Source organism: Vibrio sp. 1641 (assembly GCF_033339995.1).
GTDB lineage: Bacteria > Pseudomonadota > Gammaproteobacteria > Enterobacterales > Vibrionaceae > Vibrio > Vibrio alginolyticus.
Window position 1 is genome coordinate 320,050 of record NZ_JAWOVP010000004.1, and the last position, 25,779, is coordinate 345,828.

Here is a 25,779-nt window from a genome sequence, read left to right on the forward strand (position 1 = left end):
GCTCCATTATAAAAAGCCTGCGAACGTCGCAGGCTTTTTTATCGATTGAGACTGTGTACGCAGGCTTACCTGATTATAGATGTCGGTTTATAGCTGAAAACGTATCAACAAAGGGCGATAAAAGTGCTGAGTGAGCCAGCACAAGCTTTTCCAAATTATGCGTTTGTACCAAGGTAAGTGCGCAATATAAACATAGCTAAATTCAATTTCTGGCCGGGCTTTTCTGTTGCGTTTAAAAGCCGGAGCGCCTGAGCTCATATTAAAGCGACGCTGGTATATCATTGCATGGCGGATGGTATAGGCCGATATTCGACGATACAATGCGAGGCGTTGTGGCTTATTGGTATCGTAGCCAAAAACTGGGCAAGTCATATCATAATCAATTTCTACAATGCCTAACGTAGCCAGCATCTCTTCTTGATAAAACAGTCCCACTAACTGTACTAATTTGTTCTGGCTCGCCTGTTTTAAATATTGGGTTGAAAACTGGATGTTATTGAGGCTGTATTTATCAAGGTAAAGCATGTCATATAACTCTTTGGCACGCTGAAACTCTTCATCAGTGGTCAGTGGCCTAAACTGCCAATCTTTATCATTAAGCAGTTTGAAGTCTTTCGTTAAATCTCGGTTGAAGCTGAACGCTTGCCAATCATCAAGTAAATACACTTGTCGTGTTACCAAGCTTTGCCATTTTGGCTGCTTCAATCGCTGAATTAAGTGTGAATGCTGACGCTGGTTGAGGGAGCGAAGCACCAAGGGAAAGGTGGGGTATTGATCGAGTGCGACGCGACGCAGTTCATCGAGATTTAAGGCTGCCCATTGTTCGCTATACATATTGGTGGACAAGCACTGATTGTTGAGCGTTTGGACTTGATCCAATCCAGCCAATGATAAGATTGGTTTAGTCATATTAATAAGTAACTTACATACCCATCGAACAGCCACATTTTTTACTTTGTGAAGCTCTTCTTCGGCGTAGCCACTAAGCAGTGTCATAGGGGAGACTGCATAACAGTTGTTTGGTATTTTTGGTGTTACGGAGTAAGGAATGGCAACATCATCGATATAGTAGCAACCAAAGCTTGCTGTGCATTCATCAATAGGATTTGACTGCATAAGAGTGATAAAGGTTTGATGCCATTCTTGAGAGGAAAGTGTCATGAGTTCAATGCCTCTCCATTCCACTCAATATCAACGGTAGAAGCGTCGCTCCACTTCGTCTTGTTCTGCCTAGCTAACCGGAGTAATTCAAACATACTCCGGATTTGGCTCCCGACCGGTAAGTTATGCTGTTGCATCACATTCACTCCAGACCACCAATCTTGCCAAGTTCGAGCCTTGAACAGGGATAACCCACCTTCAGCGATGAGTGTTATTGGCCCTAAATGATGCAGTCGCTGTTTGGAAGGGGCAGTAAATGCCATATTAGGGAGCAGTTGACTGCATCTAGACGAGAGTAGGTGCAAACCACTGGTGGCTCTTGGGTTACATTCAATCACGTAGAGTTCATCTTGTGATTTGATGAAGTCAAACGACACTTGCCCATGATAAGTATGACGTTTACCAAAAGCTGCGATAAATGTATCTAGTCGTTTGCATGAGATCGGCTGAAAAGCACTGGCGGCCGAGCCGTTTACACAGTATTTCGGCACATAAGCTTGGTGTGCTTTAAGGTCACCATGTTCAAAAATGGCATAGTTACACACCGGAGTCCCATGGATTTTTTGTTGCTGAACCCAAGGGTAAAGGGGCGATATCGTGGCGGCAGAAATAGACTGAGTCGTCACATCTCTTATGACTTGCCCGCCAAACCGAGAGTAAACGGGCTTTAGAACGGTTCTCTTATTAATTTCAATCTCACTTTTATCAGCGACCAAACGAGTTTTTGGAAGTGTGATTTCTGGCAAACCTTGAAGCTGTTCAAAGACGGTCAACTTGTTGTGCAGGGCATTGAGTAGTCCTACATTGGGCAGAAAAAAATCTACTTCTGGGCATTGTTTGGCAACATGAGCCAAGTAATACACTTCTTCACAAGTGGGTATCACTATATCAATACGCATCTGAGTAATGATTTTTAGGATCTGCTGTTGATAGGTGGGAAACGCAAATCGAGGTGAAGCGGTGGGTATATAAGACTCGATACCTCGCAAAAACGATCCCAGAGGCTTTTTTAGCGAATCGGTGAGAATTACTTCATGCCCATGATGCATACACATGGTTGCCCACTCTAGTGCAACTGGTGCTCGGGCTCCGGTGATTAAGACCCGCATATGTTCACCACACGTCGTTGTTTATTCATTGGCGTCCAAATAGGCGCAGGGCGGTAACTAAATCTGACAGGATCAAGCCGCAATTGGTCAAACAACTTTATCAAGGCTTGGTGTATAACCCGATGGTGGTGAACATCCGCTTCAATTTGAATGGCTTGTGACCCTGTTTGGGTGATTCGGTAATCCACGCGACCTTTGGCAGATAGTGTTATAGCGCGGTAGATGAGATCTGGTAACACCGTAACTGGGACGTGGTTTGCGTTTAGCGTGAGGCGATCACCACATCGTCCGGCAATCGTGCCAAGAGGTTCAAATACGCCATTATCCTGTTTATTCTCAATAATATCGTCGAGCTGATAACGAATAATGGGCTGAGTTTTACGACGAAAATCGGTGATAATTGGGCTGTAATGAGTACGTTCGGTATTCAGCCAATGTTTTTCGATGTAAACAACATCTTGATTCCAGCGCATTTGTCCATGCTGATCAGTACATGCAAGAAAACCTTCGGTACATTGATAGACTTCATGGAGTTCGCTGTCGAACCGTTGAGAAATAAAGTGACGGTCACTCTCAGTTAGGACTTCTGCACCAGAAATGATCCGCTGTGGTTGAATTTCGGGTTGACCAAATTGACCGCTGAACTGGGCGCAGAGCTGAAGAGCTTGCGCACTACCAACCAAAAGCGTGGGTTGGAACTCATCTAGCTCTTTTATCCATTCTTGGTAAGGTTTAGTTAAATCTGCATAAAAGAATGTGACAGGGCCTTTCGCGACGGATTTATACAGTGGGCTGTTGGCGCGCAAGGCTAGCGCAATTCGGTGCTTTTGCCATAGGTTGGGCAACAGGCGAGCCAATATATTGCCAGCCCACAGTTGCGTTTCCTGTTTGTCAGCAAGAAACAACCCGCGCATGCCTGATGTGCCCGAAGAAAGCCCAACAGTAACATCGCCAACTTTCGAAGCGGCGAAGTTGCGTGACTGTTCTGCTTCGAGTGCTTGTTGCATTAGGTGTTCAGCATCTAAGCCTTTCGTATTCAACTCCGAGAGGTTCTCCATCATGGTTTGCTTATTCATGATAGGGAAATCACTGAGTGGTGCACCTTGAAGTGAGCGGTAATACGGTGAATGACGGCATACCCAATCCAAGTGTTGCGTTAAGTGTTGTTGCTGCCATGTTTCGACTTGTTCCCTTGAGCCGAAGGGGCGGTAGCGGGTTCGCCAGAATTCTGAGATAAGCGTTCTCACTTCATCCATCCTTCTTTGATTAGCTGCTGGATAGTTTCCTGACAATGTGAAGGCACGAAGCGAACAAAGTGGTGGGTTTGTTGGTAGCAACTTCTCAACTCGGAGAGGGTGTTTTTATAGGCTTTTGTATCATCGCAAAGCATGTTCGCCAGCCAATGTTGATCGATATTTTCACTCAAGCTCTCGATTAACCAGCATGCATCGGCGAGTAAGAACAGCCAACTTTGGTCTCTTTTAACTAGCAAGCCCACTTGGCCAGCTGCATGGCCTGGCAAGCTAACCATATAAATAAATCCATCGTCGAACATGTCTTTACAGAGCAAATTAACACCTTGGCACTGAGGAAGAATTTGGCTGATTGGTACAGAAAAATCACTATGAATGAATAAGTTAGGTTCAAGCTGTGGAGGAAGTAGAGCTTTTAGGTATCCTTTTCTTACGCCTACAATTCGACCACTTTTAGTAATTGCATCTACCCCTTTTTGTTGGCAATGCAATTGAGAGTGGGAAAACTCAGACACGGCAGCAATGTGATCAGCATGGAAGTGGGAGAGTACTAAGTGTTCAATATCATGAGGTTTGAGACTTTCTTTTGCTAACTGCGCAACAATTCCGTGTTCTTTTTTATAGCGACAAGGTGTTGTCCAAGCATAAAAACGTTCAGGGAAGGGGCGAGTCGCGCTAAAAAAATGCTCGTGATATCCCGTGTCAAACAGGATGTTGCCTTGTGTTGGGTGCTGAATTAACGCAACGGCTGCCGGAAATGCTCTAGGCTTGATACCAGAACCTGGTTTGACAACAAAGCCTGGGTGTACGCAGTGTCCAGCCTCAAAGATTTTTATTTTTAGACCAGTTTGCATACTGCTGTATTCCTTCTTGAATTGAAAAAAGCGGTTGGTAATTCAGTGTTTGTTTCGCCTTGCTGATATCCAGAGTTTGATGGTAGTTAAACAATCCTGCGCTGTATGAGGTGAGCCTTGGTTCTGGCTGATGTGGTAAGTGCCTTCGTATTTGCTCACTGAGCTTTAATAATGGTGATACAACGCCGTATGGTAATGATTGTAACGTTACTTTTAGGTTTAACCCCTCACATAAAGCTTGCAGAACAGTCTCAATTGGCATTGGTTCGTTGTTGGAAATGTTGAACACATCACCATGCTGAAGTTGGTCTGCCTGAGTGCAAGCGAGCATCGCTGCATGGGCAACGTTGTCGACATAGGTCAGATCAACCACAGGATTTCTACCCGATGGCAGAAGCAGAGTGTTGTTTTTTATCGCCTTAAGCACTCTTGGGATAATCGCGCGATCATTGGGTCCAAAAATGCCACGTGGTCTTAAAATGATCGCTTTGCTTTGGCCTTTTACGGCTTCAATTTCCGATAGGTATTTTGTGTGTGCGTAATCATTACACCAGTATGAAGCTATGGCGTCGGTTTCTCGAATATTCCAACGGTCTTGATGGTCAAAGTAGACGCTGGTGGAGGAAATATGGATAAAACGCGAGATTTGATAGGTATTAGCCGCATTGACGAGGTTTTTGGTGGCATCTACATTGGCTTGATAAAACGCCTGCCACTTTCCCCATGGGCTTGAGAGAGCGGCACAATGGATGATTGCATCCATACCTTGGCATACCGCATGAACTGCTGAGTGGTCTCTTAAATCGACTATATGTGGGATAACATCGAATTGCTCGGCGAGTTGTTTAGCGATGACTGTATTTCGTGCTATAAAATGCAGTTCATGCTGCTGGTGAAACATTCTCAGAATTGCGCTACCCAACATCCCGCTGCCACCAGTGACCAATATCTTCATAGTTTTAGCACTCCCATCCCTAGCGACAACCCTGCGGCGGTGCCAGCTAATAACACATGTTTTCCTGCGGTTTCTGGCTGATTACGCAGCCAGTGTAAGTTAATTGGGAGTGAGGCGGCGACTTGGTTTCCCAAAGTCGAAAAGTGATTAACGGTTTTCTCTGTTGGTAGCCCGGTGAGTGAAGGCAGTTTTTTTAATCCATGCGCGCTGGCTTGATGAGGAAGAAAATAATCAATATCGCCGAGTGTTACCGGAGAGGCGTCAAACCCTTTTTTTAGAAACGCTGGTAAGGCTTTACGCACATGTTTAAAGAGTGCTTTGCCCTCCATCTCAAACTGGCAACTTTTTAAATAGGCTTGATGCTCGGAGGTATGCGGATTGATATGACTACCTCCGCCCTTAATTTGACAAAATGAATACCCGGTATGATGCGTTTCAAAGTGACTGGTGAGCAATCCATCATCGTCGTGTTCTTCGAGCAAAAATGCGGCGGCACCGTCCGCGAATAAGGTTGCAACTTCTGGTTTGAGCGTAAAATTTCGATTCAGTGTGATGCCAGTGGCGAGTTCGCTGGTGACAATAAGAATCCGACGGTACCGTTTTGCTAAGAATAGACTCTGAGCAAGATCAAGCGCAGAGAGAAAGGATAAACAGGTGCTGTTCAAATCAAAGCTTTCTAGCCATGTTGGAGCGTCTAACGCGGCGAGAACCGCTGAGGCGTCGTAGGGTAGAGACTGGTGGTGTGTGCCGCTAGCGTAGATAAGAAGATCAACGGAGCTTAAGGTATGTGTGTTTCCTAAACACTGCTCTATTGCCTGCATTGCCATGTAAATAGCGGTCTCTTTTGTATTGGCTACATGACGATATTCAACGTCGAATTTATTTCGGCAGGTCCCTGGCGCTAATTTTAGGAAGCGATCCATCTCTCGATCAGACCATTGATTCGTTGGCAGGTAGCTTCCACTGGAAACGATGTTAAAGCCCATTATTCTCTATACACTTATTAAAAACGTCGTTCAAAATAAACCACGTTGCATATTGAAGCTATGGCGAGCAAGATGAAAAATAAACAGAACAAAACAAATGGGAGTAAGAGCACGCTTTGGGTGCAATGCTGAGAATGAATTTTCAGGAATGAGCCAGGCTTTTATTTGCTGGCTCAATTTGAATAGAGTGAGGGTTACTTCTTAAATTTCGCCAAAATACGATCCAAATGGTTTGCAAATTCGCGTCGATCGGTTTGAGAAAGCGCGGCGGGCCCACCTGTCTGAATTCCGCTTGAACGCATGGTTTCCATAAAGTCGCGGATATTTAGGCGAGCTTTGATGGTGTCTTTTGTATAGAGCTCGCCACGAGAACTGAGGGCTTGAGCGCCTTTAGAGATAACCTCATCTGCAAGCGGAATATCTGACGTGATCACCAAATCGTTGGCTTCCACACGCTTGACGATTTCGTTGTCTGCGATGTCAAATCCCGCAGGGACTTGTAGCGAGTGGATGTTGTCTCTTTTCGGCACAGGGACAACGTGGTTAGCGACAAACGTACATTCAATCCCCGTACGCTCGGCGGCACGCACAATGGTTTCGCGAATAACTTTCGGACACGCGTCTGCATCTACCCATAACTTCATGATGATTTCTCACTGAGTTTCGCTTCTAACTCTTCAATACGAATGGCTAGCATTTTTACGGTGCGTTCTAGGGCTTCAAGACGATCATTATCGGTGTGGTGCTGTGCTGCGATTTCAACCTTGGGTACGCGTTGAGCACTCTTCCAACTTTTTATTGCGGTGATTAACGCTGGCATTGGAACTGGCGTTTTCAATCGTGCTTTCACTAACGCTACGGTTGGCTCTTTTCCTTGTTGTTGCAACTGTTCCATTGCCGCTTCTAATTCTTTAGTAACGTCTTGAGTTAACATTTTTAATCCTTAACAACGATATATCTATCATCATACGTTGAGTGCGCTGATTTGGCGAATGGCATTTTGGAGAGTGTAGTGTGAGAGATCTCTTACATAGGTTGTGAGAGAAAACGATTTCGTAAGCGGAAAAAGAGAAGATAAAGAGCTTAAGTTTATGATAAATAATGATTTAACAACTTGTTAACCAATGTGAGGGCCAAATATTTATCTTGGATAGATTGTCTATTTTTGGAAAAGGCGTAAATTAAGAGTTGTCAGCAGGAAGCAGACATGGAACAGGAAAGCACCAAGGATTTGGTTATCGTCAGGAAGACGATTTGGTTGGTCAGGATGATTAATCAAGCATGGAGCGTAGGACATTGTAAGGATACGATCATCAATAGGATGTTGATGACTAAGGATAGACAATGGACCCCTCTAGGATTGAGGTTACGGACAGCATCAGGAAGATGCAAGGGACACCGCTCAAGGAACAAGTGACGTGTGCTAACGAGGAATGTTAGCAGTCAGGATGATAAGGACACCGCTAGGACGGCGACGTAAGGAATAAGCTGACGGAATCAGCCACTATTATGGATGATGCATGGAGCACTTTTAGTAGCCGGACTGCTGCGAGTAAGACCATGACCCCGATACTTATGTGTCGGGGTCTTTCTTATATAAAAACGATATCCAGTGCTCTCATTGAATTAAGCATCTCGATGTTACTTGGGGATATCAATATCACAAAATATATAAATTCCTAATAACACTTAATAAAAAACAACTCAGATCAATATCCTTTCCAACCAGTTGGTTTAACTTTCGGCTTCTCTACAAGGTGTTATGCCCGCAATCATTGAGCATGTTCAGCTCATCGAGTTTGTGATCTGCGGATAGATTAAGTTTGTTGTAATCAAGGAACAGATGTGGCCATAGTAACCAGAAGAATGCTTCTTCTACCCTACAATGAGTCGTTGCAACTAGAATTCGTCATGCTGAATTGCTGTGCGAAAAACCGTGCTGAATTGAATGGTCCGTATACAGTTGCGTCTGCCAAACAGATGTTTGAGAAAATACTGGATGATGAGAACATTTATAGTATGGCAGTGCTAGAGAGCACCAGTCGTGACTATATGGGGCACGTGTTCATTGCTAATCTCGATTCCGAACCTGAATTAGGGTTTATTTTTGATAAATCATATTGGGGTAAAGGGTTAGCAACAGAAGCACTAAAAGCATTTTTCCCCAAAGCGTGCCGTGAGTTGGGCTTGAATAAGGTGAAAGCTAACGTGAATAGCAATCATCAAGCTTCTATGGCGGTACTGAAAAAGCTGGGATTTGTTAAAACAAAAGAAAGTAAGGATGTATATGGTCCTTACTTTGAAATGGAATTTACAAGCGATGCGGTGGTAGGTGAAAGTTCTGCGGCCTGAAACCGACCATGGTTAACTCTCCTTGGTAGCAATCGTCACCAAGAGATGAAAACTCAAATTGATACACCGTATGCCAACGCCAGACTCCGTCTGGCGTTTTTAGTTTATGGGCACCAAAGGCGATGCTGATTAATTGGAGATCCAATTGCTCACATTTACGCGTGATGGCCGCTTTTGCGAGTTCGGCTTGGCGACGCTGTTGCCAAAACAGGTAACAGAAAAAGCAGAGCCCTAAAATTGCTAAAAGATCACCAATCATTCCTGAACCTTTCTTAGCTTTTTGTTGCTTGTTGTAAGCTTACTAGCGCATTTGCTAGTTCCTCTGATGGGTTTGAATGCAGCAAAGGCAATAACACCATTCTTAACTCTGGCAGCATCACTAAATCGGCAAATAACTGATTAAATAGGGATTGATTACCGGTTTGAGCTAAACGCAGCAAAAACTGTTCCGCTACCTTTTCATTGGCGAGTAAGTGCCAAGCGCGGCCCGCCACACCAATCAATACCTCCTGATGGCTTAAACGAGGGCTATGCAATATCGCATCTAATACTGGAGAGGCGACTTCTGTTGGTGCACCAGCAAGGGCTCGGATAAGTGCTGAAAGTAGGAAGAGATCAGGTTCGCTACTTGCGATTTCTTGCTGTGCCTTTTCTGCGATACGTTCTGCTAAACGCTCTTGTAGCTCTACATGCTCAAGCGCACCTAATAGGGCATAAAGTGGCTCATTTGGTAGGTGGTTCAACGCTTTGCGTATCATTACTCCGTTTTGCTCTTTGTTCAGGCGAGCGGCTATGTCTGTGATACCTTGCAGACCTACAGTTTGCCAATTATCCCAGCCTAAACCTCCAGAGAAGTAATGCTGGGTATGCTCGTAATATTGGCTGGTAGGAAGATTGAGGTTTGCGCGGACCTGGCTATGAAACACGGCCATTTTATCTTCGGAAGGTTTGAAAGTGTATGGGTTGTTAGACAGCTTTTGCTGTTGCTCTTCAGTGATATCATCATTGAGGCGTGTTCCCATAGCCTCCACTACGTATTTAATGAAATTGCCGATATCCGCTTGCTTTAACAAACCGCGCTCGTCCAATTCAAACTTTAGAAGCCAAATCCAAGGTTGCTTTTGTTCATTCCAGTACGCGATGGCAAGGTGTGCTTTACGTTGCATTGGAAATGGGTAAGGTGCTTGACCTTTTTCTACATCGGTAAACTCTTTCTTAGCGATGGTTTTGATACGGCGACCAAGATCGAAGATTTGATAATCACAGTGGCTGTTGTTCAACAGTTGAGTGAGGGTTTGAATGTTTTCCATTAAATACGACGTCCTAACGTTCTTTTCACAAGAAATGGTATCATTCTCGGCTAATTCAAGGTTCGAGATAGAATTAATGGTAACAAATACTCAATTGGTCGACTTACTTCACCAACTTGAAGCGCAGCTTAGAGAGCATAACTTATGGCAATATACTATGCCTTCAGAGCAAGCCTTACAAAGTACAGAGCCATTTGCGATTGATACATTGCACCCTCATGAGTGGTTGCAGTGGATCTTTATAGCCAGAATGCACTCACTAGTGAAAAACAATCAACCACTGCCAAGAGGGTTTTCTCTCGAGCCCTATTTTTCAGAAGCGTGGAAGCAGGAACCGCAGTTCGCCGAGCTGCTTGTTACAATCCGAACCATTGACGAACTGTGTAAGTAAACGAATGCTAGAACAAGAACTAACGCGATCTTCAGAACCAGTTGAGCTGGAGATCGTTTATCAGGATGAATATTTTGTAGCGGTCAATAAGCCTGCAGGCATGTTAGTGCATCGCAGTTGGTTAGATAAACACGAAACTCAGTTTGTCATGCAAACTTTGCGCGACCAAATTGGTCAGCATGTGTTCCCATTGCATCGTCTGGATCGTCCAACATCTGGTGTGCTTGTGTTTGCGTTGTCGAGTGAAGTCGCATCACAAGTCATGCCGATGTTTGCTGAACATAAAATGGAAAAGACATACCACGCAATAGTACGCGGTTGGATTGAGGAAGAGGGCGTCTTGGATTACGCGCTCAAAGTCGAGTTAGACAAGATTGCGGATAAGTTCGCTTCACAAGAAAAAGAAGCGCAAGAAGCGGTGACGGAATATAAACCGTTGGCTAAAGTGGAAGTTCCCTATTCGACGGGTAAATTTCCTACAACGCGTTATTGCTTAGTTGAGATGAAACCTAAAACGGGGCGTAAGCACCAACTTCGTCGTCATATGGCACATCTACGCCATCCGATCGTGGGTGATACAACGCACGGGGATGGAAAGCACAACAAGCTGTATCGCACAGAGTTTGAATCTCATCGTCTGCTACTGCATGCTTCAGAGTTACGGTTCGTCCATCCATTTACCGATCAAGAGATTGTCATGACGGCCAATCTTGATGAAACTTGGCAGCAATTGTTCACTCGATTTGAGTGGGATGAATCGATGATTAACCGATAATCGGTGCAGTTAGATCTAGATAATGATTGGGTACAAATAAAAAGGGTTAGCATCAATGCTAACCCTTTTTAATATTTAAGACTTAACGTTTTACTTTAGTTTTTCAAGATCCGCTTCGATCTCTGCGATTTTACTCGAAACGACTTTTTCTAAATGACGAAGGTCTGAAAGAATTTTCTCTTTTACATCAACCTCAGGTTGTTTCGTTGGCTTAGTGATTTTATTCAGTTCATCAATGACTAATGTGAGGTTTCGGTTGATTTCCGTTACTTCTTTATATTTGTGACTGCCACTATCAACAAGAACATTTTTGATTTGGCGTGGATATTTGAATTTAACGCTTTTAGCGAATAGTTCGCCTTTTTGCTTGTGGAAATATATCTTGAGCACATCTTTGTGTGCTTCTTGGCGTAGGGAATAACGTTCAATCTGCTTAGGGTCGTGAATACCCAAACCAGTGAGGTGGGGATACATAGGCTACCTCTATTACATCTAATTGATATTGATATAACTGTAGCAGCCTATGTATGAGCTAGATAGCTGATATTTAGCCAAAATGCTTAACTTGTGGGCAAGATCGCTCTCGCCCTGAACCGAAAAGATTGGCAGGTTTGATCTAAGCTGCGACCTCATCAGATAACTTTTCGATCAATCTCTCTCTTAGCTCATCTTGCTGTTCTTCACTTAATCTTCCTCCTGCATCACTGGTTAAAATAAACAAGTCTTCTGCTCGCTCACCAATGGTGGTGATTTTGGCACCGTGAAGGTTGATATTTAAATCAGCAAACGTACGGCCTACTTTGGCCAACAGCCCTGGTGTGTCTAGCGCGACAAACTCCATTAAAGTGTGTTTTTTACCTTTGGTTGGTAAGAAGTCGACTTTGGTTTTCACATTAAAGTGCTGAAGTTTGTTCGGAGTACGGCGCGTTTTAATCTTGGTTGGTCGGCCCGCCTCCAGTACATGGGTGAGGTGTTTAATCACCGCCGCGTGACGAGACTCATCGATCGCTTCGCCATGTTGATCGAGTACCATAAAGGTATCAATCACGTGCCCATCTTTGCTGGTCATGATTTGCGCGTCGTGTACATTAAAATTACGCCTATCTAACTCCGCCACGACCGTCGCAAATAAAGCAGGCTGGTCTTTCGTATATACAAACACCTCAGTGCCGCCACGAGTGGCTTTTTTACTGATCAATACCAAAGGCTTAGTCGGATCTTCCATGCGAAGTAAGTGTTCGCAGTGCCACGCGATTTGCGTATGAGTATGACGAAGGAAGTAGTCAGCTTTGAAGCGTTGCCACAATACTTCAATTTCGCGCGCGGCAAACCCCTCTTTGCGCAGCATTGCGGAGGCCATTTGTTGATTGTGGCGAATTCGCTCACGCACATCGACAGGGTTCTCTAGGCCTCTACGTAAAGCACGTTGTGTGGAGTAATACAGCTCCGCAAGTAAAGTTCGTTTCCAAGCATTCCAAAGTTCTGGGTTGGTTGCACAAATATCTGCAACTGTCAGGCATACAAGATAATCGAGAGATTCTTCGTCTCTGACTTTTTTGGCAAACTCGGTAATGACATCAGGATCATAAATATCTCGGCGCTGTGCGGTGACAGACATTAATAGATGATGTCTTACCAACCAAGCGACAAGTTTCGCTTCGGGCTTCGATAAACCATGCTCAATGCAGAAGTCGTACGCTTCTCCTTCACCGATAATCGAGTGATCGCCGCCACGACCTTTCCCGATATCATGGAAAATAGCGGCAATAATCAGCAGCTCTTTCTTTTGCATCCGAGGGTAGACGTCACAGCAAATAGGGTGCTTCGCATGATTTTCTGGGTCACTAAAAGTGTTGATGTGTTTAAGTAAGCGAATACTGTGTTCATCAACGGTGTAGGCATGGAATAAGTCAAACTGCATTTGACCAACAATCTGACTCCATTGCGGTAAATAGGCCGCCATAACCCCTAATCGGTGCATGAGACTGAATGCTTTGTGCAGAGCATTAGGGTGACGACATAACGCCATGAACTTTTCACGCGCAGCAGGAATGGTGTGCAAAAACTTGTTGAGCCGACGGCGAGCGGTGCGCAGTTGACGCAGCGTTGGTGGGCTCACCCCTTCAATAGTCGAGTCGTTAGCAATATGTAAGAACATATCCAGAATAGTTTCTGGGCGAGCTTGGAACAATGCGGGTTTCCGCGCTTCAATTAAAGAACCGCGACGTTGAAAGTCTGTATCGAGAATCTCGGCACTTTCTGTTGCCCCACCATTAATGATCGCTTGGTCAAAGAGTTTGAGTAGCATTTTATTGAGCTCTGCCACACGACGAAGCGTGCGGTAGAACTCTTTCATCATCATTTCTACGCCTCGATTGCCTTCTCCGACGTAGCCTAGATTTTCCGCAACTTGTGCTTGATGAGCAAAGGTCAAGCGGTTGTCATAGCGGCGAAGCTCCATGTGCAGAGCGAAACGTACTCGCCAAAGGAAGTCCTGACATTCAACCAATTCTCGGTATTCTGCGTCAGTTAAAAATCCGTATCGGCTCATTTCCAACAATGAAGTCGCACCAAAGTGACGTCGAGCGACCCAGCTTAATGTATGAATATCGCGTAGCCCGCCAGGGGTTGATTTAATGTCCGGTTCTAAGTTGTAGGTCGTGTCGTGGTAACGTGCATGGCGTTCGCGCTGCTCTTGAATTTTAGCGCGGTAAAACGTCTCACTTGGCCAGAAGGAGTCTGATAACACGACTTTCTTCAGTGCCTGAAAGGTGTCCTCGCTTCCACACAGCAGTCGCGCTTCTTGCAGGTTTGTCGCGACCGTTAGATCGGCTTTACCAATTTCAGCACATTCAGTAACGGTGCGAACAGCGTGTCCGACCTCGAGTTTTAAATCCCACAACAGCGTAATGAATTCGCTGATTTTTGCTTCTAACGCGGTTGGCAGTTTATTGTTCGACAGAATCAAAATATCGATATCGGAGAGTGGATGCAGCTCACCGCGTCCGTAGCCACCAACGGCAACCAGGGAAATGTTGTAAATATCCTTGAAACCAAAATGTTGCCACAAACGATTGAGAAGCAGATCCATATATTCAGCTCTGGCTAAAACCAAGCTTGTTACCGGATGATGATTGAGAAACTCTTGGTTTTGATTAGAGCTAAACTTCTCTAATTCTCGTTTGAGTTCACCGATATTGATTTGTTCATCGGAAAAGGAAAGAGGGGACTGAAGTGTCATATTTGCCATCCGTGCAAGCTAATCTAATAACAATCTAACAAATTTGCGGCAGATAAAAAATATCCCCGCCGAAGCAGGGATATAGTAAACAACGAGTGGTCGTCAGCTTTACGCGTTTTTCATTAGGCGAGGAATCGTATCGTCGCTACGAAGCGTTAGTACTTCACAACCTTCTTTTGTTACTACAATGGTATGTTCCCATTGCGCAGAGTTCTTGCCGTCGCCCGTGTAAACAGTCCAGTCATCTTGTGCATCAACAGAGCAACCAAATTTACCAGCGTTAATCATCGGCTCAATAGTAAAGCACATGCCTTCTTTTAATACGCGGCGGTCTTTGTTCTTGTAATGAACCACTTGTGGTTCTTCATGGAACTCATCGCCGATACCGTGACCACAGAAGTCTTTCACAATAGAAAACTTGTTGCGAGGATTGTTCTTGTTGTTCTCTTTGATGTACTTCTCGATAGCTGTACCGATGTCACCAACCGTTGAACCTGGCTTAACGGTACGCATACCAACATACAGTGCTTCTTGAGCTACCATGCACAGACGTTTGTTTGCAGGCGAAACATCACCGACTAGGAACATCTTAGAAGTGTCACCATGGTACCCCTGAGGACGCACGCTCAGATCGGCATTCTCATCATTTGGAACGATTACGGTAATATCAACGTTCAAGATGTCACCATCTTTTAGTACCGCCGGCTTCATTTGGCCGTTGCTACCGATTTCGTCTTTTTCCGCTGGAATACCGTGGCATACGATATGGTTGATTGAAGTACAGATCGACTTAGGGAAACCATGGTAATCAAGTGGAGCAGAGTATGCACCTTTTTCTAGAGCGTACTCATGACAGATTTTGTTTAACTCTTCTGTCGTCACACCAACTTTGATGTGTGGTTCGATCATTTCTAGAATCTCTGCGGCTAGCTTGCCCGCAATGCGCATGCGTTCTATTTCTTCAGCAGTTTTAATCTTGATTGACATTGGCTTTCTCTACTTATTCCTAAGCACGTAAACGTGCGAATGGCCGCATTCTATCAGACATCGGGGCGTTAACCCAAGTTAGATAGGAATATGCATCATTCTTAATTCGATCATATGTTTAAAGTTTTGCTTATAAATAGGAGAAAGTGGCTCGGTGAAGAAATAATTTTTACTAGCCACAGTGAGCTAAAATATGGTATAAAGCGCGCCGGAATAGAGGACTGTTCTCTTCGTTTAGCAAAGTTAAGCGGCGAAGCAAGCTTCATCCGAATAACCTTTTATCTTTAAATCACACACATTCCGTCACATATTCCGGGGTGCTGAGCAGAAGCTTGGTCGGAGTTATGGGGAATGTGGAGGCCTAACCCCATAGAGGATTTTAAAATGGCAACTGTATCAATGCGCGATATGCTAAAAGCTGGTGTTCACTTCGGTCACCAGACTCGTTACTGGAACCCAAAAATGAAGCCATTCATCTTTGGCGCTCGTAACAAAGTTCATATCATCAACCTAGAAAAAACTGTACCAATGTTCAACGACGCTCTAGCTGAACTAGCTAAAGTTGGCGAGAAGAAAGGTAAGGTTCTATTCGTAGGTACTAAGCGCGCTGCATCTGAAGCTGTTAAAGAAGCTGCAATCGCAAGCAACCAGTTTTACGTAAACAACCGCTGGTTAGGCGGTATGCTTACAAACTACAAAACAGTTCGTCAGTCTATCAAGCGTCTAAAAGAACTAGAGACTCAATCTCAAGACGGTACTTTTGACAAACTAACTAAGAAAGAAGCTCTAATGCGTACTCGCGAAATGGAGAAGCTAGAGAAATCTCTTGGTGGTATCAAAGACATGGGCGGCCTACCAGACGCTCTATTCGTAATCGACGCTGATCACGAACACATTGCAATTAAAGAAGCTAACAACCTAGGTATTCCAGTATACGCTGTGGTAGATACTAACTCTAACCCAGACGGCGTTGACTACGTAATCCCAGGTAACGACGACGCGATCCGCGCTGTACAGCTATACCTGAACGCTGCTGCTTCAGCAGTATCTGAAGGTCGTAACAAAGACGTAGCTGCAGTTGCTGAAAAAGACGGTTTCGTAGAAGCTGAATAATAGCGGCTCTGTGTCACACTTGGTCTATGTGAAACCTTTGTGTAGCATAAACTAAGTTATAGTTAGCAATGGGGGCCGACAATGTTAGGCCCCTGTTTTTTACCTTATTTCGAATCAAACGAGGAAGACAGAATGGCAACTGTAACTGCTGCTCTAGTTAAAGAACTTCGCGAGCGTACTGGCGCTGGCATGATGGAATGTAAGAAAGCGCTTGTAGAAGCAAACGCTGACATCGAACTAGCAATTGAAAACATGCGTAAATCTGGCGCAGCGAAAGCAGCTAAGAAAGCTGGTAACGTTGCAGCTGAAGGCGCAATCATCATCAAAGAAGAAAACGGCGTTGCTGTTCTTCTTGAAGTTAACTGCCAAACTGACTTCGTTGCTAAAGACGGTAACTTCACTGCATTCGCAGAAGAAGTTGCAGCTGCAGCTCTAGCTTCAAAAGCTTCTGTTGAAGAACTACAAGCACAATTCGAAGACGCACGTGTAGCTCTAGTAGCTAAAATCGGTGAAAACATCACTATCCGTCGCGTAGAATACGTTCAAGGCACTGCAATCGCTTCTTACCGTCACGGTGAGAAAATCGGTGTTGTTGTTGCTGGTGAAGGCGACGCAGAAACTCTTAAGCACGTTGCAATGCACGTTGCTGCTTCTAAGCCTGAGTTCGTTAACCCAGAAGACGTACCAGCTGACGTAGTAGAAAAAGAGAAAGCGGTTCAAGTTGAAATCGCAATGAACGAAGGCAAGCCTGCTGAAATCGCTGAGAAGATGGTTGTTGGCCGCATGAAGAAATTCACTGGCGAGATCTCTCTAACAGGTCAAGCTTTCATCATGGAGCCTAAGAAAACTGTAGGCGAAATGCTGAAAGAAAAAGGCGCTTCAGTTTCTACGTTCGTTCGCCTAGAAGTAGGTGAAGGTATCGAGAAGAAAGAAGAAATGAGCTTCGCTGAAGAAGTTGCAGCAGCTCAAAAAGGTTAATCCTTAGAGACTGTATAAAGATTAGACCGTAGCCAAGGCTGCGGTCTTTTTATGAGCAGTGAACGATTAGCCGTGATGAATAGCCATAACTGAAGTTGTGTCTATTCATGACTGTTAATCAACAACTCTCTTTGGAAGGTAAACTCCATGACTACGAACCCTAAACCAGCGTATCAACGTATTCTATTAAAACTGAGTGGTGAAGCTCTTCAAGGTGAAGACGGTTTTGGTATTGATCCTGCGGTCCTTGATCGTATGGCACAAGAAGTTAAAGAACTGGTTGAACTGGGTGTTCAGGTTGGTGTAGTTATCGGTGGCGGTAACTTGTTCCGTGGTGCAGGCCTAGCTGAAGCTGGTATGAACCGCGTAGTTGGTGACCACATGGGTATGCTTGCTACAGTAATGAATGGCCTAGCGATGCGCGATGCTCTTCACCGTGCATACGTGAATGCGCGCGTTATGTCTGCCATTCCTCTAAAAGGCGTATGTGACGACTATAATTGGGCTGATGCGATCCGTGAGCTTCGCCAAGGCCGTGTTGTCATCTTCTCTGCTGGTACGGGTAACCCGTTCTTTACAACGGATTCTGCTGCTTGTTTACGTGGTATCGAAATTGAAGCGGATGTCGTACTAAAAGCGACGAAAGTTGATGGTGTATTTACTGCTGACCCTGTAGCAAACCCAGACGCAGAGCTGTATGATAAGCTATCTTATGCAGAAGTTCTGGATAAAGAGCTGAAAGTTATGGACTTGGCGGCGTTTACGCTAGCTCGTGACCACAAAATGCCAATCCGCGTATTTAATATGAACAAGCCAGGCGCACTACGTCGCGTGGTAATGGGCGAAGCAGAAGGCACGCTCATCAACGAATAAGCTTGGCTTAAGGTGCCACTCCAAAGTGTTAGGGTGGTGCTTGCTTTGCTCAACCGTTTTAGGCTTTCTTCAGGAAAGATGACATTTTTAAGGTGAAACTGTGATTAACGAAATCAAAAAAGACGCGCAAGAGCGCATGGATAAAAGCGTTGAAGCGCTTAAGAACAACCTTTCTAAAATTCGTACAGGTCGTGCACACCCAAGCCTACTATCTGGTATTTCTGTAGAATACTACGGTGCAGCAACACCTCTAAACCAAGTAGCAAACGTTATTGCTGAAGATGCACGTACACTTGCAATCACGGTTTTTGATAAAGAGCTGACGCCGAAAGTAGAAAAAGCGATCATGACGTCTGACCTTGGTCTAAACCCTATGTCAGCTGGCACTATCATCCGCGTTCCACTTCCACCGCTAACGGAAGAACGTCGTAAAGACCTAGTTAAGATCGTCCGTGGTGAAGCTGAAGGTGGTCGTGTTGCTGTTCGTAACATCCGTCGTGACGCAAACAACGATCTTAAAGCGCTTCTAAAAGATAAAGAAATCTCTGAAGATGAAGACCGTAAAGCACAAGACGAAATTCAAAAGCTAACTGACGTTGCAGTTAAGAAGATCGATGAAGTTCTTGCTGCAAAAGAAAAAGAGTTGATGGAAGTTTAATACTCCCACACACATCACTGTTGGAAAACGCTGTGCTCACAGCTCAGCGTTTTTTTATGTTAGTCTATCCAACTGATGGAACTCAATTAACTCCCTATGCAAAATTCTCAAGCCTTCTCTGATTCCCTTCCTAAGCATATTGCCATCATTATGGACGGTAATGGCCGTTGGGCTAAGTCCAAAGGAAAACCTCGCGTATTTGGTCATAAAAAAGGCGTTAGTGCCGTTCGTAAGACCGTGGCTGCTGCTTCAAAACTAGGCATTAGAGCCATGACGCTGTTTGCTTTTAGTAGTGAAAACTGGCGTCGTCCGGAGGAAGAAGTGGGTCTTTTGATGGAACTGTTTATCACGGTCCTGTCTAGTGAAGTAAAAAAACTACACAAAAATAACTTACGGTTGCGCGTGATCGGTGATACCAGTCGATTTAGTGAGCGTCTACAAAAGAAAATTGTAGAAGCAGAAAACCTAACGGCAGATAACACGGGTATGGTGATCAACATTGCAGCCAACTATGGTGGTAAATGGGACATCACAGAAGCTGCTAAAACGTTAGCGCTAAAAGCACGTAACGGTGAAATTCGTGTAGAGGATATCAATGAGCAGCTAATCACTGAGCATTTGACCATGGCAGACCTACCGGAAGTGGATCTTTTAATTCGCACCAGTGGAGAGTGCCGCATCAGCAACTTTATGTTGTGGCAAATGGCTTATGCAGAAATGTACTTTACACCAGAGTACTGGCCAGAATTCGATGAAGACAGTTTGGTAGAAGCTGTAACTTGGTTTATCAACCGAGAACGTCGTTTTGGCTGTACAGGTGAACAAATAAAGGCATTGATGGCAGCTCAATAAGGACTAGTTAGTTTGAAACAGAGAATAATAACAGCACTAATTTTAGCTCCCCTGGTTATTTTAGGCATTTTTAAATTACCGCTAATGGGCTTTATTGCCGCTTTAACTGCAATAACGCTATTAGGTTTTTGGGAGTGGACTCAGTTTACAGGAAGCAACTCTCGCATTGCTGCCCTTGTGCCGGCAATCATTATTACCGGACTTAGTTTTCTATACATCTCGCCTGATGCATATAGCCTCAATCACTTAACGACACCTCATTATGTCGTCTTGGGTATTGGTTTTGTTTGGTGGATTATTGCTAGCTTAATGGCGATTACTTACCCCAAAACGACGAAATCTTGGCAAAGTAATTTTGTTTTACGTCATGTATTTGGTTTTCTGACATTAATCCCATTCCTTTGGAGTGTGATTATTCTCAGAGCGTATGACATCACTGTAGATCCATACCACGGCGCAAAGCTTGTGTTGTACGTTTGTTTCTTGGTATGGGCTGCAGATAGCGGCGCCTACTTTGCAGGCAAAAGCTTAGGCAAACGTAAGATGGCTCCTCATGTAAGCCCCAATAAAACCATTGAAGGGCTAATTGGTGGCATTATCACGGCATTAATCGTAGCGTGGGCATTTGCTGATTGGTTCGATATCCAGTTCACTAGCCCTGTCCATATGGTGCTGATTACGCTGGTTACTGTCGTTATTTCAGTGCTTGGTGATCTGGTTGAAAGTATGTTCAAACGTGTCTCAGGCATTAAAGACAGCAGTAACATTATCCCAGGGCACGGTGGTGTGCTAGATCGTATCGACAGCCTAACCGCAGCATTCCCAGTTTTTGCTCTTCTTTACTACGTATTCTAATTTATCAGGAGCGGCGTCGTCGCTCCTGAGCTTTCTAACGGTCTTACAACATGCAAAAGTTAACGATTCTTGGTGCTACTGGATCAATTGGTGCAAGCACGCTTAAAGTGGTCGAACAAAACCCAGATCTGTTTTCTGTCGTTGCCTTAGCGGCAAGCACTAACGTTGAAAAGATGATCGGTCTATGTCGTCAGTGGCAACCTAAGTATGCGGTCATGGCAGATAAAGCTGCGGCGTCTCAACTTCAAGCTGAGCTACACTCGGTTTCGCCAGGTACCGAAGTGCTAGGTGGTGTTGATGCGCTATGCCATATTGCTTCGCTGGACGAGGTCGACAGTGTAATGGCTGCTATTGTAGGAGCAGCTGGCTTATTGCCTACCATGGCTGCCGTGAAAGCAGGTAAGCGAGTCTTGTTGGCAAATAAAGAAGCACTTGTAATGTCAGGCCAGCTATTTATTGATGCTGTAGAAGAATTTGGCGCAGAGCTACTTCCCGTCGACAGTGAACACAACGCCATTTTCCAATGTTTACCACAGCAAGTACAAACCAATCTAGGTCGTTGCAATTTACAAGAACATGGCATTTCTCATATTTTGTTGACTGGATCTGGTGGTCCTTTCCGTTACACTGACATCGCAGAACTGGAACAGGTGACACCCGCTCAGGCGATTGCTCATCCAAACTGGTCGATGGGGCCAAAAATTTCTGTTGACTCTGCCACGATGATGAATAAAGGCCTTGAGTATATCGAAGCTAAGTGGCTATTTAATGCTGCTCGCGAACAACTGAAGGTGGTTATTCATCCTCAATCGGTAATTCATTCTATGGTTCAGTATCGTGATGGTTCGGTCTTGGCACAAATGGGAGAAGCGGATATGGCGACGCCAATTGCGCTCACCATGTCATACCCGTCAAGAGTGGAAGCTGGGGTTAAGCCGCTAGACTTCACGAAAGTTGGTGAGCTGACGTTTTTGCAGCCTGATTTTGCTCGTTACCCATGTTTAAAACTCGCAATTGATGCCTGTTATGAAGGTCAACACGCAACAACAGCATTGAACGCAGCTAATGAAGTCGCTGTTGATGCATTTTTAAATAACAGACTAGGTTTTACCGATATTGCTCGCATCAATGAGTCTGTGTTGAATAAAATCAACGCAAGCTGCAAAGCTGAGAATGCGAATAGCTTGGAAAGCTTGCTCGAGCTAGATAGAATGGCACGAACTATTGCCCTAGAAACCATACGCGAGCGTAGCTGATGACTGGTATATTGTGGAATCTCATTTCTTTTATCGTCGCACTGGGCATTCTTGTTGCCGTGCACGAATTTGGGCATTTTTGGGTTGCTCGCCGTTGCGGCGTTAAAGTTGAAAAGTTTTCAATCGGTTTCGGCAAGTCTATTTGGAGTAAAGTAGGCAAAGACGGAACGGAGTACAGCATCTCAATGATCCCTCTCGGCGGCTATGTGAAAATGGTTGATAGCCGTGTCGATGAGGTGCCAGAACATGAGAAGCACCTAGCGTTTGATAAGAAGCCGTTATGGAAGCGAACCTCTATTGTTGCGGCTGGCCCCATCTTTAATTTTCTTTTCGCAATTTTTGCCTATTGGCTGGTATTTCTAATTGGTATCCCGGCTGTTAAGCCTGTAATTGGTGAAGTTACGCCCAATTCGATTGTTGCGGAAGCTGGAATTGAATCTGGAATGGAACTTAAATCGATATCTGGTATCAAAACTCCGGATTGGGAATCAGTAAATATGGGATTGATTTCTCATATTGGCGATGATTTGATGACGGTAACACTAACGTCAGCGAATGAAGTTGGTTCAGAAGTAACGAAAACGCTCGATTTACGTGAGTGGAAGTTCGACCCAGAAACTCAGTCAGCGATGCAGTCGTTAGGTTTTGCTCCGTATACACCGGAGGTGTATCGAGTTATCGAGCAGGTCTCGCAAGGTGGAGCGGCGGAAAAAGCCGGTGTGCTTCCAGGTGATGAGGTTGTCGCAATTGGTCAACAACGCGTAACCGAATGGAAGCAAGTGGTTGAAGCGGTTCGTTCTAATCCTGATACACCGCTTGAATTGACGGTGTTACGTCAGGGTTATGAGCAAACATTGACGCTGACGCCCGGTAGCCGTGAGCTAGCTAACAAAGAAGTCGTTGGTTTTGCAGGTATTGCACCTAAAGTCGCAGAATGGCCAGAAAGTTATCGCTTCGATCTTCAGTTTGGTGTATTCGAGTCAATAGGTAAAGCAGTAGACAAAACTGGCCAAGTCATTGGTTTGACAATCAGCATGCTTAAGAAGCTGATTGTTGGAGACGTTGGTCTGAATAATCTGAGTGGACCAATATCAATAGCCAAAGGCGCAGGCGCGACAGCAGATTATGGTTTGGTCTACTTTTTAGGTTTTCTCGCTCTAATTAGTGTTAACCTAGGTATTATTAACCTCGTTCCTTTACCAATGTTGGATGGCGGTCATTTGTTGTTTTTTGCAATTGAAGCAGTCATTCGACGTCCTGTTCCTGAGAAAGTGCAGGAAATGGGCTTTAGAATTGGTGGTGCGATCATCTTCTCGCTCATGGCGTTAGCGCTATTTAATGATTTTACTCGTCTGTGATAGTTCAGAGACAAAAGCAGTAGCAAGGAATAATTAGAACAAGTATGGCGATTAAGCGAATTCTATTTGCAAGTTTACTGGCGACCAGTGTATCTGCAAATGGAGCAGAGAACTTCGTAGTTCAAGATATTGAAATCGATGGATTGCAGCGTGTAGCACTGGGTGCTGCATTGTTGAAAATGCCTGTACGTGTCGGTGATACCATTGGCCAAGGCGATGTTGCAGAAATTATCCGCGCCCTGTATGCATCTGGTAACTTTGAAGATGTGAAAGTGTTGCGTGACGGTGGTGTTCTGATGGTTCAAGTCAAAGAACGTCCTACCATTGCAAGCATCTCTTTTTCAGGTAACAAAGCAATCAAGGACGAGCAGCTACAAGAAAACCTGAACGCGTCTGGCGTTCGTGAAGGTGAAGCGCTTGACCGCACCACGCTAAGCAACATTGAAAAAGGCTTAGAAGACTTTTACTACAGCGTAGGTAAATACAACGCAACAGTAAAAGCGGTGGTTACTCCACTACCACGTAATCGTTCTGACCTTAAGTTTGTCTTTACTGAAGGTGTGTCGGCAAAAATTCAGCAAATCAACTTTATCGGTAATGAAGTGTTCAGTGATGAAGAACTGCTTTCGCGCTTTAACTTAAATGTTGATGTGCCGTGGTGGAATTTCCTTTCTGATGAAAAGTATCAAAAGCAAGTCCTTGCAGGTGATATTGAAGCACTCAAATCATTCTACCTGGATCGTGGTTACTTAAAATTTAACGTTGATTCGACACAAGTTGCAATCTCTCCTGACAAGAAAGGGGTATACATTACTCTTGGTCTAGAAGAGGGCGAGGTTTACACCGTTAAGGACGTGAAGTTCCGTGGTGATTTGATTGGTGAGGAAGCGACGTTCGAAAGACTTGTGCCATTTGAAGACAATGAGATATACAACGGCTCGTTGGTGACTTCAATGGAAGAAGGGATTAAGCGTGTGCTTGGTGAGTCCGGTTATGCTTATCCTCAAGTGAATACCATTCCAGAGTTTGACGACGAGAATCAAGAAGTTTCTTTGGTCGTTAACGTAGACCCGGGTAACCGAATTTATGTTCGTGATATTCGCTTCACGGGTAATAACTCAACCAAAGATGAAGTCCTTCGTCGTGAAATGCGTCAGATGGAAGGCAGTTGGTTGAACTCGAAATCGATTGAAACGGGTAAAACTCGTCTAAATCGTTTGGGCTACTTTGAAAATGTTGAAGTACAGACGGTTCGAGTTCCTGGTAGTGATGATCAAGTTGACCTAGTTTATTCTGTCAAAGAAGCGAACTCTGGTAGCGTTAACTTCGGTGTTGGCTACGGTACAGAATCGGGTGTGAGCTTCCAGGTTGGCCTGCAACAAGATAACTTTATTGGTAGCGGTAACCGTGTTGGTATCAACGCGATGATGAATGACTACCAGAAAAACATCAGTCTTGATTACCGTGATCCGTACTGGAACTTAGACGGTGTAAGCTTGGGTGGTAAGGTTTTCTATAACGAATTTGAAGCGAAAGAAGCCAATATCGTTGACTATACCAACGAAAGCTATGGCGCGAGCTTAACGTGGGGCTTCCCATTCGATGAGTTGAACCGTTTTGAATTCGGTGTCGGTTATACGCACAACAAGATCGGTAACTTATCGCCTTACTTGCAGGTAGAGCAGTTCTTACGAGCACAAGCAGACAACATTGATTCTAGTGGAGCGTTGAACACAAACGACTTCGACTTCAATATCTCTTGGACACGTAATAACTTAAACCGTGGCTACTTCCCTACGGCAGGTAACCATCAGCGTGCATTCTATAAAATGACCGTACCTGGCTCTGACGTTCAATACTTCAAAATGCAGTACGATGTTCGTCAGTATGTGCCATTGACTAAAAAGCATGAGTTTACCCTCTTGTTCCGTGGCCGCTTAGGTTACGGTAATGGTTACGGTCAAACGGATGGCAACGATAACTTGTTCCCATTCTACGAAAACTACTACGCAGGTGGCTTTACATCGCTTCGTGGCTTTGGCTCAAACTCTGTTGGTCCTAAAGCGGTTTACCGTGATACATCTGGTTCAAACAATGGCGCAGATACAGCAACAGATGACTCTGTTGGTGGTAACGCCGTAGCGCTAGCAAGTGTTGAGTTGATTGTCCCAACACCATTTGCATCAGAAGAAGTACAAAACCAAATTCGTACCAGTATCTTCTTTGATATGGCAAGTGTTTGGGATACGGAGTTTGACTACCGCGATTCAGGTGCGGAATATGGTGACCGTTACTACTACGATTACTCAGATCCAACCAACTACCGCTCTTCTTACGGTGCGGCGTTGCAGTGGATGTCTCCAATGGGGCCACTAGTCTTCTCACTAGCGAAACCAATTAAGAAATTTGATGGCGATGATGAAGAGTTCTTCACATTCACTATCGGTAGAACTTTCTAAAGA

At 44.6% G+C, this 25,779-nt stretch carries 25 protein-coding genes; 12 read left to right on the forward strand and 13 right to left on the reverse strand.

The features are described from left to right. Positions 1-87: 87 nt before the first annotated feature. The 8 genes from R7Z47_RS11950 to R7Z47_RS11985 all read right to left on the reverse strand — a co-directional run bounded on the left by R7Z47_RS11950 (position 88) and on the right by R7Z47_RS11985 (position 7,252). Entirely contained in the window at positions 88-1,161 is a 1,074-nt protein-coding gene (locus tag R7Z47_RS11950; protein ID WP_167415394.1) for a hypothetical protein, read from the reverse strand. Further along, positions 1,158-2,270: an ATP-grasp domain-containing protein gene (locus tag R7Z47_RS11955; protein ID WP_262607094.1), complete on the reverse strand. Its 1,113-nt coding sequence runs from the start codon at positions 2,268-2,270 to the stop codon at positions 1,158-1,160. Before R7Z47_RS11955 ends, R7Z47_RS11950 begins: the two co-directional genes overlap by 4 nt. After that, positions 2,258-3,526, reverse strand: a complete 1,269-nt coding sequence (locus tag R7Z47_RS11960) for a F390 synthetase-related protein (RefSeq protein ID WP_174844521.1) — start codon at positions 3,524-3,526, stop codon at positions 2,258-2,260. Before R7Z47_RS11960 ends, R7Z47_RS11955 begins: the two co-directional genes overlap by 13 nt. Beyond that, the gene (locus R7Z47_RS11965; RefSeq protein WP_137282315.1) at positions 3,514-4,377 is read right to left on the reverse strand and encodes an MBL fold metallo-hydrolase; all 864 of its coding nucleotides are present in this window, start codon (positions 4,375-4,377) and stop codon (positions 3,514-3,516) included. The genes R7Z47_RS11960 and R7Z47_RS11965 overlap by 13 nt, the downstream gene beginning before the upstream one ends. Then, a complete protein-coding gene (locus R7Z47_RS11970; protein WP_137282314.1) occupies positions 4,346-5,332 on the reverse strand; it encodes an NAD-dependent epimerase/dehydratase family protein in 987 nt (328 codons plus the stop codon). Before R7Z47_RS11970 ends, R7Z47_RS11965 begins: the two co-directional genes overlap by 32 nt. Continuing rightward, positions 5,329-6,318 (reverse strand): ketoacyl-ACP synthase III, encoded by a 990-nt coding sequence (locus tag R7Z47_RS11975; protein WP_017636033.1) that lies wholly within the window; start codon positions 6,316-6,318, stop codon positions 5,329-5,331. The genes R7Z47_RS11970 and R7Z47_RS11975 overlap by 4 nt, the downstream gene beginning before the upstream one ends. 194 nt (positions 6,319-6,512) lie before the next feature. Then, positions 6,513-6,962, reverse strand: a complete 450-nt coding sequence (locus R7Z47_RS11980; RefSeq protein ID WP_005380310.1) for a YaiI/YqxD family protein — start codon at positions 6,960-6,962, stop codon at positions 6,513-6,515. Beyond that, the gene (locus R7Z47_RS11985) at positions 6,959-7,252 is read right to left on the reverse strand and encodes a hypothetical protein (protein ID WP_005391777.1); all 294 of its coding nucleotides are present in this window, start codon (positions 7,250-7,252) and stop codon (positions 6,959-6,961) included. Before R7Z47_RS11985 ends, R7Z47_RS11980 begins: the two co-directional genes overlap by 4 nt. Before the next feature lie 932 nt (positions 7,253-8,184). Here R7Z47_RS11985 and R7Z47_RS11990 point away from each other — a divergent pair. Then, the gene (locus R7Z47_RS11990) at positions 8,185-8,670 is read left to right on the forward strand and encodes a GNAT family N-acetyltransferase (RefSeq protein ID WP_025768243.1); all 486 of its coding nucleotides are present in this window, start codon (positions 8,185-8,187) and stop codon (positions 8,668-8,670) included. Here the strand turns inward: R7Z47_RS11990 and R7Z47_RS11995 are convergent. Then, the gene (locus tag R7Z47_RS11995) at positions 8,630-8,929 is read right to left on the reverse strand and encodes a DUF3301 domain-containing protein (protein ID WP_005380315.1); all 300 of its coding nucleotides are present in this window, start codon (positions 8,927-8,929) and stop codon (positions 8,630-8,632) included. The two genes, R7Z47_RS11990 and R7Z47_RS11995, sit on opposite strands and share 41 nt — an antisense overlap. 13 nt (positions 8,930-8,942) lie before the next feature. Beyond that, a complete protein-coding gene (locus R7Z47_RS12000; RefSeq protein WP_262607095.1) occupies positions 8,943-9,980 on the reverse strand; it encodes a DUF3549 family protein in 1,038 nt (345 codons plus the stop codon). A gap of 76 nt (positions 9,981-10,056) precedes the next feature. Between R7Z47_RS12000 and R7Z47_RS12005 the strand changes: the two genes are divergently transcribed. Further along, positions 10,057-10,371: a YqcC family protein gene (locus R7Z47_RS12005; RefSeq protein WP_005380318.1), complete on the forward strand. Its 315-nt coding sequence runs from the start codon at positions 10,057-10,059 to the stop codon at positions 10,369-10,371. A gap of 4 nt (positions 10,372-10,375) precedes the next feature. Further along, a complete protein-coding gene (gene truC, locus R7Z47_RS12010; RefSeq protein ID WP_005380319.1) occupies positions 10,376-11,146 on the forward strand; it encodes a tRNA pseudouridine(65) synthase TruC in 771 nt (256 codons plus the stop codon). Between the two features lie 90 nt (positions 11,147-11,236). Here truC and R7Z47_RS12015 read toward each other — a convergent pair whose 3' ends face one another. The 3 genes from R7Z47_RS12015 to map all read right to left on the reverse strand — a co-directional run bounded on the left by R7Z47_RS12015 (position 11,237) and on the right by map (position 15,374). Beyond that, complete coding sequence (locus R7Z47_RS12015; protein ID WP_005380322.1) at positions 11,237-11,620, reverse strand: DUF3461 family protein; 384 nt, start codon at positions 11,618-11,620, stop codon at positions 11,237-11,239. Between the two features lie 142 nt (positions 11,621-11,762). Further along, entirely contained in the window at positions 11,763-14,387 is a 2,625-nt protein-coding gene (gene glnD / locus R7Z47_RS12020) for a bifunctional uridylyltransferase/uridylyl-removing protein GlnD (protein WP_005380324.1), read from the reverse strand. A gap of 108 nt (positions 14,388-14,495) precedes the next feature. Further along, positions 14,496-15,374 carry a type I methionyl aminopeptidase gene (gene map / locus R7Z47_RS12025; RefSeq protein ID WP_005380326.1) on the reverse strand — a complete coding sequence of 293 codons (879 nt, stop codon included), beginning with the start codon at positions 15,372-15,374 and terminating at the stop codon, positions 14,496-14,498. A 384-nt stretch (positions 15,375-15,758) separates the two neighbouring features. Between map and rpsB the strand changes: the two genes are divergently transcribed. The 9 genes from rpsB (at position 15,759) to bamA (ending at position 25,776) form a co-directional block, all read left to right on the forward strand. Next, positions 15,759-16,487: a 30S ribosomal protein S2 gene (gene rpsB, locus R7Z47_RS12030; RefSeq protein WP_005380327.1), complete on the forward strand. Its 729-nt coding sequence runs from the start codon at positions 15,759-15,761 to the stop codon at positions 16,485-16,487. A 132-nt stretch (positions 16,488-16,619) separates the two neighbouring features. Next, positions 16,620-17,465: a translation elongation factor Ts gene (gene tsf / locus R7Z47_RS12035; protein WP_005380328.1), complete on the forward strand. Its 846-nt coding sequence runs from the start codon at positions 16,620-16,622 to the stop codon at positions 17,463-17,465. Between the two features lie 147 nt (positions 17,466-17,612). Then, a complete protein-coding gene (pyrH, locus tag R7Z47_RS12040) occupies positions 17,613-18,338 on the forward strand; it encodes a UMP kinase (RefSeq protein ID WP_005380329.1) in 726 nt (241 codons plus the stop codon). A gap of 100 nt (positions 18,339-18,438) precedes the next feature. Beyond that, complete coding sequence (gene frr, locus R7Z47_RS12045; protein ID WP_005380330.1) at positions 18,439-18,996, forward strand: ribosome recycling factor; 558 nt, start codon at positions 18,439-18,441, stop codon at positions 18,994-18,996. Between the two features lie 96 nt (positions 18,997-19,092). Further along, positions 19,093-19,848, forward strand: coding sequence for an isoprenyl transferase (locus tag R7Z47_RS12050; RefSeq protein WP_005380331.1), 756 nt, complete (start codon positions 19,093-19,095; stop codon positions 19,846-19,848). Positions 19,849-19,860: 12 nt separating this feature from the next. Continuing rightward, on the forward strand, positions 19,861-20,703 hold the full coding sequence (locus R7Z47_RS12055) for a phosphatidate cytidylyltransferase (RefSeq protein ID WP_005385351.1): 843 nt from the start codon (positions 19,861-19,863) through the stop codon (positions 20,701-20,703). A gap of 50 nt (positions 20,704-20,753) precedes the next feature. Then, positions 20,754-21,959, forward strand: coding sequence for a 1-deoxy-D-xylulose-5-phosphate reductoisomerase (gene ispC / locus R7Z47_RS12060; RefSeq protein ID WP_005385353.1), 1,206 nt, complete (start codon positions 20,754-20,756; stop codon positions 21,957-21,959). Beyond that, the gene (gene rseP / locus R7Z47_RS12065; RefSeq protein WP_005380334.1) at positions 21,959-23,317 is read left to right on the forward strand and encodes a sigma E protease regulator RseP; all 1,359 of its coding nucleotides are present in this window, start codon (positions 21,959-21,961) and stop codon (positions 23,315-23,317) included. Before ispC ends, rseP begins: the two co-directional genes overlap by 1 nt. A gap of 44 nt (positions 23,318-23,361) precedes the next feature. Next, positions 23,362-25,776 carry an outer membrane protein assembly factor BamA gene (bamA, locus tag R7Z47_RS12070; RefSeq protein ID WP_262607096.1) on the forward strand — a complete coding sequence of 805 codons (2,415 nt, stop codon included), beginning with the start codon at positions 23,362-23,364 and terminating at the stop codon, positions 25,774-25,776. Positions 25,777-25,779: the final 3 nt, after the last annotated feature.